The 13,471-nt window shown below is 61.7% G+C and carries 13 protein-coding genes; 10 read left to right on the plus strand and 3 right to left on the minus strand.

Features of this window, described 5'->3' with window-relative positions; translation table 11 throughout:
- Nucleotides 1-36: 36 nt before the first annotated feature.
- From JWZ97_RS16595 to JWZ97_RS16605, 3 genes are read right to left on the minus strand one after another with little or no spacing between them, the layout of a single operon-like run.
- Complete coding sequence (locus tag JWZ97_RS16595) at nt 37-504, minus strand: DUF494 family protein (protein WP_205431412.1); 468 nt, start codon at nt 502-504, stop codon at nt 37-39.
- 31 nt (nt 505-535) lie between these two features.
- On the minus strand, nt 536-1,597 hold the full coding sequence (dprA, locus tag JWZ97_RS16600; RefSeq protein WP_205431429.1) for a DNA-processing protein DprA: 1,062 nt from the start codon (nt 1,595-1,597) through the stop codon (nt 536-538).
- A 46-nt stretch (nt 1,598-1,643) separates the two neighbouring features.
- The gene (locus tag JWZ97_RS16605; RefSeq protein ID WP_205431432.1) at nt 1,644-2,672 is read right to left on the minus strand and encodes a LysM peptidoglycan-binding domain-containing protein; all 1,029 of its coding nucleotides are present in this window, start codon (nt 2,670-2,672) and stop codon (nt 1,644-1,646) included.
- Between the two features lie 198 nt (nt 2,673-2,870).
- On the opposite strand from JWZ97_RS16605, the gene def reads away from it, so the two are divergent.
- The 10 genes from def (at nt 2,871) to JWZ97_RS16655 (ending at nt 13,356) form a co-directional block, all read left to right on the plus strand.
- Nucleotides 2,871-3,410 (plus strand): peptide deformylase, encoded by a 540-nt coding sequence (gene def, locus JWZ97_RS16610; RefSeq protein ID WP_205431434.1) that lies wholly within the window; start codon nt 2,871-2,873, stop codon nt 3,408-3,410.
- 33 nt (nt 3,411-3,443) lie between these two features.
- Nucleotides 3,444-4,376, plus strand: a complete 933-nt coding sequence (fmt, locus tag JWZ97_RS16615) for a methionyl-tRNA formyltransferase (protein ID WP_205431436.1) — start codon at nt 3,444-3,446, stop codon at nt 4,374-4,376.
- Nucleotides 4,373-5,653: a 16S rRNA (cytosine(967)-C(5))-methyltransferase RsmB gene (rsmB, locus tag JWZ97_RS16620; protein WP_205431438.1), complete on the plus strand. Its 1,281-nt coding sequence runs from the start codon at nt 4,373-4,375 to the stop codon at nt 5,651-5,653. Before fmt ends, rsmB begins: the two co-directional genes overlap by 4 nt.
- Nucleotides 5,650-6,213: a DUF4390 domain-containing protein gene (locus JWZ97_RS16625; RefSeq protein ID WP_205431440.1), complete on the plus strand. Its 564-nt coding sequence runs from the start codon at nt 5,650-5,652 to the stop codon at nt 6,211-6,213. The genes rsmB and JWZ97_RS16625 overlap by 4 nt, the downstream gene beginning before the upstream one ends.
- Nucleotides 6,195-8,357 (plus strand): ATP-binding protein, encoded by a 2,163-nt coding sequence (locus JWZ97_RS16630; protein ID WP_205431441.1) that lies wholly within the window; start codon nt 6,195-6,197, stop codon nt 8,355-8,357. Before JWZ97_RS16625 ends, JWZ97_RS16630 begins: the two co-directional genes overlap by 19 nt.
- Nucleotides 8,350-9,726, plus strand: a complete 1,377-nt coding sequence (locus tag JWZ97_RS16635; protein ID WP_205431442.1) for a sigma-54 dependent transcriptional regulator — start codon at nt 8,350-8,352, stop codon at nt 9,724-9,726. The genes JWZ97_RS16630 and JWZ97_RS16635 overlap by 8 nt, the downstream gene beginning before the upstream one ends.
- 260 nt (nt 9,727-9,986) lie before the next feature.
- Entirely contained in the window at nt 9,987-11,354 is a 1,368-nt protein-coding gene (gene trkA, locus JWZ97_RS16640) for a Trk system potassium transporter TrkA (protein WP_205431443.1), read from the plus strand.
- A gap of 457 nt (nt 11,355-11,811) precedes the next feature.
- Nucleotides 11,812-12,285 carry a hypothetical protein gene (locus JWZ97_RS16645; RefSeq protein WP_205431444.1) on the plus strand — a complete coding sequence of 158 codons (474 nt, stop codon included), beginning with the start codon at nt 11,812-11,814 and terminating at the stop codon, nt 12,283-12,285.
- Nucleotides 12,286-12,524: 239 nt separating this feature from the next.
- Complete coding sequence (locus JWZ97_RS16650) at nt 12,525-12,923, plus strand: nucleotidyltransferase domain-containing protein (protein WP_205431445.1); 399 nt, start codon at nt 12,525-12,527, stop codon at nt 12,921-12,923.
- Nucleotides 12,913-13,356 carry a DUF86 domain-containing protein gene (locus tag JWZ97_RS16655; RefSeq protein WP_205431446.1) on the plus strand — a complete coding sequence of 148 codons (444 nt, stop codon included), beginning with the start codon at nt 12,913-12,915 and terminating at the stop codon, nt 13,354-13,356. Before JWZ97_RS16650 ends, JWZ97_RS16655 begins: the two co-directional genes overlap by 11 nt.
- The last annotated feature ends 115 nt before the right edge of the window (nt 13,357-13,471 follow it).

The raw sequence follows: 13,471 nt of genomic DNA on the forward strand, positions 1-13,471 counted from the left end.
CGGAATGTGGTCGATGGATGATCGCTAAACAGGCGTTCAGTGGATATAACCCGGCATGGTTTCGTACACCAGGTTTTCCATTCGGGCGAACGCGACTTCCTCGTCCGGCTGGCTGAACAATATCATCAGCACGATCCATTTCAGGTTTTCCAGGGAGATGCGCTCCTCGTTCAGCGCCATGGCCCGGTCAATCACCAGTTCGCGGTTGGCCGGGCTCAGGATGCCACTCTGTTCGAGTGACATGAGCAGGCTTTGGCATTCCATGTCCAGCTTGGCGGCTTCCTCGTGGGCGAAGATGCGGAATGCTGGGGACGACACGGCCGTGATGGGCTTGTGCTCCGCCAGCGACTCCAGCCAATCGAACGCCTTGGTGATCTCTTCCTGCGGAAAACCGGCCTCCAGCAACTCGGTGCGTATGGTGTCCGGATCGGGCTCGGGCTCGGCTTCGCCCCCCATGTAGTTTTCGAACAGGTAGATCAGAACGTCGAATACGTTTTCTTTCATGCAAATTCTCGGTAAGCGATGGGCTAGGGAGTCACCGGATGCGGCAGTACAATCCACCGCCGGAGGCGATGACGTAACCATCCAGTTCCAGCAACAACAGCATGGAGGTGATGGTTTCCGGCGCGAATCCCGTCGCTGCGATGAGAGTATCCACAGAGGTTGGTTCATACGCAACAGATTTTAAGAGCGAGGCGAGGGCCGGATCGGGGGCCGCGGGCTTTTCTCCGCTGTCCGGAACCGCAGCCGGGGCAGGGGTATAGACCCCCAACTCCTCCAAAATGTCCTGCACGGTCTCCACCAGCTTGGCGCCCTGCTTGATCAAGGCGTTGCATCCACGCGACAAGGGATTCTGGATGGAGCCGGGTATGGCGAAGACTTCGCGGCCCTGCTCCAGGGCCAGGCGTGCGGTGATCAGGGAGCCGCTGCGCAGCGCCGCCTCGACCACCAGCACGCCGCGCGACAGTCCGCTGATGATGCGGTTGCGGCGGGGGAAATTGCCGGCTTGCGGCGCCGTGCCGGTGGGCAGCTCGGATACCAGGGCGCCGCCGCATTGCACGATGGTCTCGGCCAGGCGGGCGTGGCGGGCGGGGTAAACCTGGTCCGGCCCGGTGCCGGCGACCGCTACCGTTCGTCCCCGTCCCTCCAGCGCGCCCCGGTGCGCAGCGGCGTCGATGCCCAAGGCCAGCCCGCTGGTCACCGCCCAGCCGGCTTCGGCCAAGGCCCGGGAAAAATCACGGGCCAGTTTTTCGCCCGTAGGGGAGGGATTCCGGCTGCCGACCACCGCGAGCTGCAGGCTGCCCAGTGCGAGGGGGGCGCCCTCGACGAACAACACGGGCGGTGGATCGGCGATTTCACGCAAGGGCAACGGATAGTCGGGGTGATCGAGCGTCAGGCAGTGGCGGTTCGGTTCGGCGAGCCAGCGCAGGTCGTCGTCGACTTTGCGCCAGTCGGGCGCGAGCAGCCCATCCACGGTCGCCGCCGCCAGCCCCAGTGCGGTCAGGCCGGCGCGCGATTCGGAAAAGACCCCTTCGGGCGATCCGAAATGATCCCGAAGGGTTTGGAAGGCTCGCGGGCCCACGCGGGGCGTACGCATGAGCGCCAGCCAATAGGCAAGTTCCTGGGCAGGGGTTGCCGTCAAGTTAGGGGGTTACGACGGCGTCATTGATGTGCAGCGCGCGGGTGGCTTTCATGACCAGCCCGAAGCTGACACGCTCGTAAGGCTTGAAAACCAGAAGCGTGCCCGACTTCTCGCGCGGCAAATCCACCGTTTCGGCGGCTTGCCGGCTGACGATGTCGCGTTCGGTGCGGCCAGCCCGGTAAATGTCGAGGACGTGACCGGTTTCCAGCCCATCGGCGTAACCGCGGTCGATGATGATCACCTGATATTGGCCGATCTGGCTGACGCCGTCCACGACGCTGATGATGTGCCCTTCGACCAGTTTGTCCGGCGCGTGGGGCTGGTACTGCATCTGCATCGTTTCCTGTTCGACCGGCAGCAGGCGGTCGCCGATGATCACCTCGCGTTCGGTGCGGGTCAGTTGCAGGGTGGCAATCTCGCCGCCACGCTCGAGTGTGGCATCGCCTACGGACAAGGCCTCGTAACCCAGGACTTCCCGCGTGTCGGGGTCGCGGTAGGCGGCGCCGGGACGGAAGATCATGAAGCCGTCGTCGTGTGCCTGCTCGGCGAGCCCGCGTGCGTAGATTCGGTCACCCGCTCCGCCGACGATGTGTTCCTCGGCAAAATCCACGACATAAGGCGCCGATTCCAGTTCGCCCGCGCCGACCACCTTGGGCCGGGTCAAGAATTGCCGCACCGCGTTCATTGGAATGACGGGTATGGCCTGTTCGAGCGGGCTTATCCGGACCTGCGGGCTGAGCCTGAGCTCCGACGGGCGGCCGACGGTCAGTTGCGGCTTGCCGTCGACATAGGTCAAGCGCAACTCGTCGCCCGGATAGATCCAGTGCGGGTTGCGAATCTGCGGGTTTTCCCGCCATATCTGTGGCCACTGCCAGGGTTTTTGCAGAAAACGGCCCGCGATGTCCCACAAGGTATCGCCCCGGACCACGACATAAGTCTCCGGATGTTCGGGGTTTAGGGCGATTTCGTCCGCCCGTAGGCCGGACGCGGCGAGCAACAAGCAGAAGGTGAGCAGTATGCGCAGTATCATGACGCCGTATCCTCTGTCAGTCATCCCGGCGAGCGGGTAGGGGCGAGGTAAATGGGGGGTGGGCGGAAGAGTGGACTGTTGCTGCGGACCGCAAAGCGCCAAGTTCCCGGCGTTTCGCGGCCTATCCGAAGCGTTCCAAAGCATAGAGGAATTCGGCTAGAATGCCAAAAACCCACACCCACGTTCGGTCGTAATCCCATGGCGCTTTTGACGATACTTGAATTTCCCGACAAACGTCTGAGAAACAAGGCCTTGCCCGTCGAAACGGTGGACGACTCCGTTCGCAAACTGCTCGACGATATGCTGGAAACCATGTATGCCGCGCCCGGCATCGGTCTGGCCGCGACCCAGGTCAACGTGCGGAAACGGGTGATCGTGATCGATACGTCCGAAGAGAAGAACGCCCCGCTGTGCCTGATCAACCCCGAGATCACCGAAAAATCCGGTACCGAGGAAATGGACGAGGGTTGTTTGTCGGTGCCGGGGGTGTTCGAGAAGGTCTCCCGTGCCGAACACGTGAAGGTCAGGGCGCTCGACCGCGAGGGGCAGTCCTTCGAGCTGGAAACCGGCGGTTTGCTGGCGGTGTGCATACAGCATGAGATCGACCATCTCGAAGGCAAGCTGTTCGTGGATTATCTTTCGCCCCTCAAGCGGCACCGCGCCCGCAAGAAGCTGGAGAAGGACCGCCGGCTCAAGGCCGCCGAAGGCGACCAGCCCGAAAAGCATGTGGCGATCTGAAAACCGAATTCGCCGCCCCTTCCTCGTAAATTCATGAAAATACTGTTCGCGGGCACGCCGGACTTCGCCGTGCCCACGTTGCGCATGTTGCTCGCTTCCGGGCATGAGATCGCCGCCGTTTATACCCAGCCGGACCGTCCGGCCGGGCGCGGGCGCAAGACTCAGCCCAGCCCGGTCAAGGAGCTGGCTCTGGCCCACGGCATCCCGGTGATACAGCCGGAATCGCTGAGGCCCGCCGAAGAACAGGATCGACTGCGGTCTTACGGCGCCGACCTGATGGTCGTGATCGCCTACGGCTTGATATTGCCCAAGGCGGTGCTCGAAATTCCCCGGCTGGGCTGCGTCAACGTGCACGCCTCGCTGCTGCCGCGCTGGCGCGGGGCGGCTCCCATCCAGCGCGCCATCCTGGCCGGCGACGCCGAAACCGGGGTGACCATCATGTGCATCGAACCCAAGCTCGACGCCGGCCCCATGCTGCATAAGGCCCGTACGCCGATAGCCCCGCTGGAATCCGCCCAGGACCTGCATGACCGGCTGGCCGTGTTGGGTGCGGAAGCCCTGCGGGCAAGCCTGCCGGGCATAGAAACGGCTAGTCTGCAGCCCGAAATCCAGGACGAAAGCGGGGTTACTTATGCGGAAAAACTGGAAAAGCGGGAGGCGGCCATCGATTGGACGCGCCCGGCCGTCGAACTGGAACGCCAGGTGCGCGCTTTCAATCCCTGGCCGGTGGCCGAGACGACGTGGCGAGGTTCTATCCTGCGTATCTGGCGCGCAGAAGCGCTGGAACGGGAGGCGGGAGCCGAGCCCGGTACGGTGCTCGCCGCCGGCAAAAGCCTGGAGGTCGCCACGGGCCGCGGCGTGCTGAACGTGCTGGAGCTCCAGCTCCCCGGCGGCAAGCGTCTGCCCGCCCAGGCGTTCCTCAATGCGCACGCCCTCAACGGCGTGCGGCTGGGCGCGGACGCTTGAACAGTCGCGCCCTCGCCGCGCACATCCTGGCCCAGGTCATCGGAGAGGGGCGCTCGCTCACTGCGGCCCTGGAATCTACGCTGCCGGAGATACCCGCCGAACAGGACCGTGCCTTCGTGCAGGCCCTGTGCTTCGGCGTGCTGCGCGGTTACGAACGCCTGGACTGCGTGTTGAGACAACTGGCGACGCGGCCGATCAAGGATTTCGAAATCCGCATGCTCGCCCTGCTCGGTTTGTACCAGCTCGAACATACGCGGGTGAAGCCCCACGCGGCCGTGTCCGAGACCGTGGCGGCGGCCGGCCGCAGAAGCTGGGCCAAGCCCCTGCTCAACGCGGTGCTGCGCAATTACCAGCGGCGGCGCGAGGAGCTTCTCGCCGCAGCCGGCAAGAACGAAAGCGCCGCGCTGGGCCATCCCGACTGGCTGATCGCCCGCATCCGCGCCGACTGGCCCGAACAGGCCGCCGCCATCATGGCCGACGCGAATCAGACTCCGCCCATGACCCTCCGGGTCAACCGCAGGCAGGGCACGCGCGAAGACTATCTCGAAAAACTCGCGCGTGCCGGCTTGAATGCCCGGCCCGGCCGGCATGCGTCCGACGCCGTCATATTGGAGAATCCCGTGGCGGTCGAGCGCCTGCCCGGATTCGAATCGGGTGAGGTTTCGGTGCAGGACGAGGCCGCGCAGCTCGCCGCCGGCCTGCTCGACCTGCAATCCGGTCAGCGCGTCCTGGACGTCTGCGCGGCGCCCGGCGGCAAGACGCTGCATATGCTGGAGTCTTGCCCGGATGCCGACGTGACCGCCCTGGACATCGCCCCCGACCGGATCGCCCGCATCCGGCAGAATCTGCAGCGCGCAGGTTTGCGCGCCGGCTTGCTGACGGGCGATGCGGCAACGCCCGGGTCCTGGTGGGACGGCCGGCATTACGACCGCATCCTGCTGGACGCGCCCTGTTCCGCGACCGGCGTCATCCGCCGGCACCCCGACATCAAGCGCTTGCGCAAGCCGGAGGATATCGAGTCCCTGCAGTCCACCCAGCGGCGCATCCTGGAAGCGGTCTGGCCCCTGCTGGCACCGGGCGGCCGGCTGCTTTACGCGACCTGTTCCATCCTGCGGGCGGAAAACGAAGACAACGTCGCGGACTTCGTCCGCCGCCACCCCGATGCCCGCCACGAACCGGTAGAGGCCGATTGGGGACGGTCCACCGGCTGCGGCCGTCAAATCCTGACCGGCGAAGACGGCATGGACGGTTTCTACTACGCGCTTCTGGAAAAATGACGCTCCGCCACCGGCTGCCCTGGTTCGCGTTGCTGCTCTGCACCCTGACGGCAGGCGTAGATGCGGCGGAAGGCTTTCGCATCGCCCGGGCCGAACTCGTGAAGCAGGCGTCGGACTGGGTTTTGAACGCCGACATCGACTACCGTTTCAGCGATGTCGCGATCGACGCCTTGCGCAACGGCGTGCCGCTGACCTTGGAATGGCGACTCGTCGTCGCCCGCGACCGCCCCTGGATTTGGGACGATACGGTGATCGAAGTGCGCAGGCGGGCGCGGGTCAGCTACCGCTCGCTGGCCAAGCTGTTTCAATTCGTGCCCGAAGGCGCGGGGTTGGCTCCGCGCAATTTCGCCAGTCTCAACGCGCTGCTGGAGAACCTGGGCTCGTTGCGCGGTCTGCCGGTCGCGAAAGCCGCACAACTGCCGGATGGGGAGCGTTATCGCGCCCGACTGGCCGTCAGTCTGGATATCGAAGCGCTGCCGCTGCCGCTGCGGCCGATCGCCTATCTCAGCGCCGGCTGGCGTTTGAGCAGCCCCTGGTATCGATGGACGCCGGCAAGCTGAAACCGCCATTCTGGCTCTCCATCGGCGTGCTGTTCGCGGCCATCGTAGGCTCGCTGCACCTGATGAGCTCGGCCACCCAGGACAGCTCCCAGCTCAACCGGCTGTATTCCTCCCTGTTGCTGATCAATACCGCCGGCTCCGCCTTGCTGCTAGGCTTGGTCGTGGCCAATGCCTATTCCCTGCTGCGCCAGTTGAAAAAGCGGGTCGCAGGCTCCCGGCTGACCGCGCGCATGGCCTTCGTGTTTCTGTTGTTGACCCTGGCCCCGGCCTCCATCGTCTTTTACTACTCCATGCAGTTTCTGCAGCGCAGCATCGATAGCTGGTTCGACGTGCGCATCGATCGCGCCCTGGACGATGCGCTGGAACTGGGACGCGCCGCCCTGGACGAGCGCGCGCGCACGCATCTGCGGCAAACGGAGCAGACGGCCGGGATCCTGGAAAACGTGCCGGAATCCATGATTAGCATCACCCTGGGCGATTTGTTCGACACCAGTGAGGACGCCGAACTCACGGTGTTCACCAAGAAGGGCCGCATCCTCGCTTCCAGCGGCGCGCGCACCGACTCCATCGTGCCGGACCTGCCCAGCGAGGCGGTGCTATTGCAGGTCAAGCGCGGCAAGCCTTATGTCGGGCTGGAGCCGGCCGCCGGCCGCCTGACGGTGCGGGCGGTCGCCCTGGTGCCGGGCCTGGAGGAAAACTTTTATATCCAGTCGCTGCACCTGCTGCCGACCCGTTTGGCCGAACTGGCGGAAACCGTCGAAGCTGCCTTCGTCCACCAGAAGGAACTCAATTATCTGCGCAGCTCGCTGAAAACCAGCTTCACCCTCACGCTTTCGCTGGTCTTGCTGCTCAGCCTGCTGGCCGCCATCTGGGTGTCGTTTCTCAGCATCCGCCGCATCGTCGCGCCGGTGCAACGCTTGGCGGAAGGCACGCGGGCGGTGGCCGAAGGGCATTACGAGAAGCGATTGCCGGTCAAGAACCGGGACGAGCTGGGATTTCTGGTCGAATCGTTCAATGCCATGACCGCCAAGATCGCCCGCGCGCGCGACGAGGCCCAGCACAGCCGGCAGGAGATCGAGCGCCAGCGCGCTTATCTGGAAACGGTCTTGGGCAATCTGTCCTCCGGTGTCATGAGCTTCGACGCCCATCTGCGCTTGCAGACGGCCAACCACGCCGCCCACGCCATACTCGGCGCCGAGGTGAGCCAGCGCCTGAACTGCACCTTGCCCGCCCTGACGGAGGCCTATCCGCACCTCGCCGGCCTGCTCGACAGCGTGGGCGAGCGCTTGATCCGGGAAAAGACCTGGCAGGAAGAGATCCATTTCACCGGCCCCGAGGGACGGCAGGAACTGCTGTTCCGCGGCACGCCCTTGTTCGATCCGGATGGGCGCTGGCAGGGCGCGGTGGTGGTGTTCGACGACGTCACCGCCCTCATCCAGGCCCAGCGCAACGCCGCCTGGGGCGAGGTGGCCAGGCGCCTGGCCCATGAGATCAAGAATCCGCTGACGCCCATCCAGCTCTCGGCGGAAAGGCTGCGCCACAAGCTGGTCAACAGCCTGAACGAAACCGAGGCCGATATCCTCGACAAGTCCACCCGCACCATCGTGCAGCAGGTGGAAGCCATGAAGAGCATGGTCAACGCCTTCGCCGAATACGCCAAGCCGGCCATCATGCAGATCCAGCGGGTCGACCTCGACGCCCTGATCGAAGAAGTCGTCGCGCTTTATCCCCCACAATCCGGGCTGGAGTTTGAGCTGTCGCTGGCGCACAATTTGCCGCTGATTCAGGCCGACCCGGTACGCCTCAGACAAGTGCTGCACAATCTGATCAAAAATGCGCAGGAAGCCATGACGACGGCCCACCCATCGGGAAAAATGAGCATGCACACCCGCCACGTTCACGACAACGACCATCCCCACGTCGAAATCCTGGTGCGCGACCACGGCCCCGGCATAGCGCCCGAGCAGGCCGAGCGGGTCTTCGACCCCTACGTCACCACCAAGACCAAGGGCACCGGTCTGGGCCTGGCCATCGTCAAGAAGATCGTCGAGGAACACGGCGGAACGATCAGGCTGGATCCGAACTGGCAGGAAGGTGCCGGCTTCATCGTGCGCCTGCCCGCTCCGGAGACGGCGCATGGCTAAGGCGTTGATACTGGTGGTGGACGATGAGCCCGACATTCGTCAGCTCTTGCAGGAGATCCTGGAGGACGAGGACTACGAAGTCGTCGTTGCCGAAGACGGCGCCCAGGCCCGCGCGCTGCGGACGGCCCGACGGCCCGACCTGATATTGCTCGACATCTGGATGCCGGACGTCGATGGCGTGACGCTGCTCAAGGAATGGCAGGAAAGCGATCCCCTGGATTGTCCAGTCATCATGATGTCCGGCCACGCCACGGTGGAAACGGCCGTCGAGGCCACCCGCCTGGCCGCTTACGATTTCCTGGAAAAGCCGCTGTCGCTCGCCAAGCTGCTGGTGACGGTGGAGCATGCGCTGGAGCACGCCCGGCTCAAGCGCGAAAACATCGGCCTCAAGCGCCGCACCGATACGGCCATCGAGCCCGTCGGCAAGAGCGCCGCCATGGAACGGCTGCGCGAGCAGGCCCGCCGTCTGGCGCAGCACGACGCGCGCGTGCTCCTGACCGGCGAGCCCGGCTGCGGCAAGGAAACCCTCGCGCGCTACCTTCACGCCAACAGCGCCCGCCGCGACGGGCCTTTCGTCGATGTGGGGGTCGGCGGCATCGCACCCGAATACTCGGCCATCGAATTCTTCGGCCGGGAGGATGGCGGGCGCATTCAGCCAGGTCTGTTGGAGCAGGCGCACGGCGGCACCCTGTATCTGGACGAGATTGCCGACATGGAAGACGAAACCCAGTTGCGCCTGCTGAGCACCTTGGAGTCCCGCGCATTCTGCCGGGTGGGCGGCAGCGAGCCGGTGCGGGTCGATGTCCGGGTCATCGCCTCGACCCGCAAATCCCTGGAAGAAGAGGTGAACTCGGGCCGATTCCGCCGCGAGCTCTACTATCTGCTCAACGTGGTTACTCTCCGTGTCCCGCCGCTGCGCGAGCACAGCGAGGACATACCGGACTTGCTGCGCTACTACGGCGATTATTTCGTGACGCGCGATAAGCTGGCTTTCCGCCGTTTTCCCGTCTCGGTGCAGAACTTCCTGCGCAATCATCCCTGGCACGGCAACGTGCGCGAATTGAAGAACCTCGTGCAGCGGCTGCTAATCCTTGGCAGCGGCGAGGAGGTCAGCCTGGACGAAGTCAAGTCCGCGCTAGGCGAAGGCCTGCACGACGTACCGGCCGCGGCCGGCCGGCAACAGGCGCCCGATTATTTCGAACTGCCGCTGAAGGAAGCGCGCGAGCGATTCGAAAAAGCCTATCTGGAATATCACCTGGACAAATACGCCGGCAGCGTCGCCCGGCTCTCGCATGCCATAGGCCTGGAGCGCACGCACCTTTATCGCAAGCTTAATTCGCTCGGCATCAAATTCCGGGAGAAGAAATGATGGACTTGGTCGGTTCGTCCAGGAAAGCCGTGCCGATCCTTCGGTCATGTCAGTCTACGAATTGTGACAAGGGCTCCGGGGCACCATTCGGCGCGGAAGAACGCCCGTCCGGCGTTTCAGGTGCTTATTAAGCTGGCTCGAGATCCCTGGTTACTGTGGGAGCGAGTTTTAACCCGCGAGGATCGCGAACTGAAAGCCACTCCCGCCATAACTGGTTAATAAGAAATTCGACAGCGATTTGTAGGTTTATTCGTTAACGCATGAAAATCATCATCTTAGGTGCCGGCCAGGTAGGCAGCAGCGTGTTGAACAGTTTGGCCAGCGAGGCCAACGACATCGTCATGGTCGACAAGAACCCCGCGTTGCTGCGCGATCTCCAGGATCGCTACGACATCGCCACCGTGCAGGGCAGCGCCTCGCATCCCACCGTATTGGCGCGTGCCGGTGCCGAGGATGCTCAGATGCTGATCGCCGTCACCAGCGACGACGAAACCAATATGCTGGCCTGCCAGATCGCCGACACCTTGTTCAAGATCCCCAAGAAGATCGCCCGCGTCCGTGCCATCGAATACCTCAGCTATCCGGCGCTATTCGCACAGGATGCCCTGCCCATCGACGTGGTCATCAGCCCGGAGCAGATCATCACCCATTTCATCGAACGCCTGCTGGAATACCCCGGCGCTTCGCAAGTGCTCGACTTCGCCGATGGCAAAGTGCGCTTGGTATCCGTTCGGGCCCGCCCCGATGGCCAACTGGTCGGCAGGGAACTGCGGGAGTTGCACCAACATATGCCCAATGTCCACGCGCGCATCACCGCCATATTCCGCGACGGCGCTACCATCATTCCGAACGGCAAGGTGGTGATCGAAGCGGGTGACGAAGTGTTTTTCGTCGCCTCCAGCGAGGAAATCAAGGACGTGATGAGCGAATTGCGCAAGGTCGACAAGCCGTACAAACGATTGATGTTCGCCGGTGGCGGCCACATCGGCAAACGGGTCGCCCTGACCCTGGAGAGCCGCTACCAGGTCAAGGTGATCGAGCGGGACGTCGCCCGCGCCAAAAAGATCGCCGCCGATCTCAGCCGCACCGTGGTCCTGCAGGGCGACGCTTCGGACAAGGAATTGCTCCTCAGCGAAAATATCGAAAACACCGATATCTTCTGCGCCATCACCAACAACGACGAAGCCAACATACTCTCGTCCATGTTGGCGAAGCGCCTGGGCGCGCGCCGGGTCATCTGTCTGGTCAACAAGATGGCCTATGCGGAACTCATCGATACCAACATGGTCGATTTGGTGTTGTCCCCCCAGCAATCGACCATAGGCAGCCTGCTGCGCTATATCCGCCAGGCCGACGTGGTGCAGGTGCACTCGCTGCGGCATGGCTCGGCCGAGGCGCTCGAAGCCGTTGCGCACGGCAAGCGCGGCGAGTCGGAAATCGTCGGTCAGCGCATAGACCAGATCAAACTGCCGGCCGGCGTGGTCATGGGCGCCCTGGTGCGCGGCGAGGAAGTCATTCAGGTCCATCATGACACCGTGATCGAACACGGCGATCACGTCATCATGTTCCTGCACGACAAGAAGCTGATCAAGGCCGTGGAAAAGATGTTCCAGCCGCCGGAAGCTTGAATTGCACACCCGCCAAACCCGATAAAAGCAGATAGGTTCTAGGCGTCTGCCGCTCGGATTGTTACACTTCCTGTTCCGACCAATTTGCCTAAACCTCATGCGTTTATATGCCGAAGAGCGCGGTGCCATCGTGATGGCCGCCAGCGCCTCAATCTGAACGCAGCGATCGATGCGGCGTAAGAACTCGCCAAAAAGTATGGGGTTGGCGCGTCCTGTTGCAGCGACGTTGCCTTTTTCCAACGGGATGATGCAAAAGCATCATACATCGATCTATGTTGACCGCAGAATGATCCACAAAATAGATAGGGCATTCTATGTTTGCGATGGAGCGACGCATCAAAATGATGCACCGGTCCATGATCGAGATAGAATGGTGTACCAGATTGATACAACGCTCTATGTCCAACATAGAACGTTTCATGAAATTCATAGATCATTCTAGAAATTTTATAAAACGATGCACCAAATAGATGCACCGTTCTATCGCGATCATGGAACTAAGGATAAATTTTGTAGAACGATTTATCGCAAACATCGATCGACGAATGAAAAAGATGGAACGTTCTATCGCAAAGATGGATCGTTGAATACAAAGGACGGAAGATGCTATTCCAGACATGGATCGATGGATGCAAAACATTCATGGCTTTATTACGCGCATGAAGGAGACACCTCGAAAAAACCCTTCATTCCCGAAAAAATGGGAATCTACGCTTTTAAGTTTAGTAGCCACCGCTTTATGCAATGCCGTTTAGTTAATCCGCTCGCTGAGCGGAGTCGAAGCGAACGGGGCGCGACGCATCGATGTCATCGTCAAAGATGGTGGCTCGGCGCACCAACCGTTGCACGATATCGCCCAAAAGCAGGGAATCCGGCCGGAAATGATTTCCCTGAATTCATAGTAGGGCGCTTAATCGCCCTGGGCGAATGAATTCGCCCATACCTGGGCATTCGAATATCGGAACGTTATTGCTGGCCAAATCCATGGTTTCTCGTGAGTCCGTGCAGCTGGAACAAACGGTGAGCAGCTTGAACTAGATAAGCGGACTGGATTAAGACATCGATTTTTCCAAACGAGTCGGGGCTTGTACATAAATAAAACGCTGGGAAATTCGCATGGACGAGGGGTATGAATAGCTTACAAAATGATCTTGCTGACGTTGAAAAGCGATGCAATCGGATAAGTTGACTGAAATGGTGAAAATCTGCCAGATCCTGGCCGAGTTTCCCCGCATTCTGTTCGCGGTTTTGGTCGGCAGTCGTGCCGATGGTCGCGCGAAGGAGCAAAGCGACTGGGACATCGCCGTCCAATGGCGATACGGCGAGGAACCGCTCGACCGTATCGCGGAACACGAAAGCCTTCGCAATCGGCTTGCCCATGAACTTGGCGTGATCGACAGCAAGATCGATCTGATCGACTTGTCTTCCGTCCGGTTGGCCATGAAAGCGCTGGTGGCCGAAGAAGGTCGACTGCTGGTCGCCAACGACGAACTAGCCTGGTCGAAGTTTCTCACCAGAACCTGGAGAGAACTCGAAGACTTCTATTGGGAGCGCACGCATGCGGCTTGAAATCTACCAGGCCGAAACGGCACGGGTAGCTTGCGAGCAGTGCGCAATGCTGGATGAAGCAAGCCAAAAGGTCTGCACGGGCCAAATGCTGAGTGCCCTGGAGCAAAACGGGGTGTTACACGCCCTTCAGATACTGATGGAAAATACCATCGGCAAGGCCAAGCAACTGCTCAAATCGGCCGGCGAACCCGTACCTCTTTCCGCTTACGAAGCCTTCGCCGGCTTGGTCCGTCGCGGCTTGATAGCCGCCGAAGACCTACCCCAATGGAATTCTGTAATCGGTATACGCAATCGCATCGTGCACGACTATATGAACATCGACCTGTCGATAATCATTGACCTCGTGAGAACTGAGCGCTATCGCTTCATCGGCGAGTTCCTGCTGCGCAGTCTTCCGAACGACACCGTAAATTGCCTTTTCGATCGTACCTGAATCGATCCCAATTAAGATGGCATATTATGCTCCACTTTATAGAGACTTTCTTGCGACCAATAATCCACGACCCCAGACTGCTAGATAGCGTCGTCACAAGATTATGAGAGAATAG

The organism is Methylococcus sp. EFPC2 (assembly GCF_016925495.1).
GTDB lineage: Bacteria > Pseudomonadota > Gammaproteobacteria > Methylococcales > Methylococcaceae > EFPC2.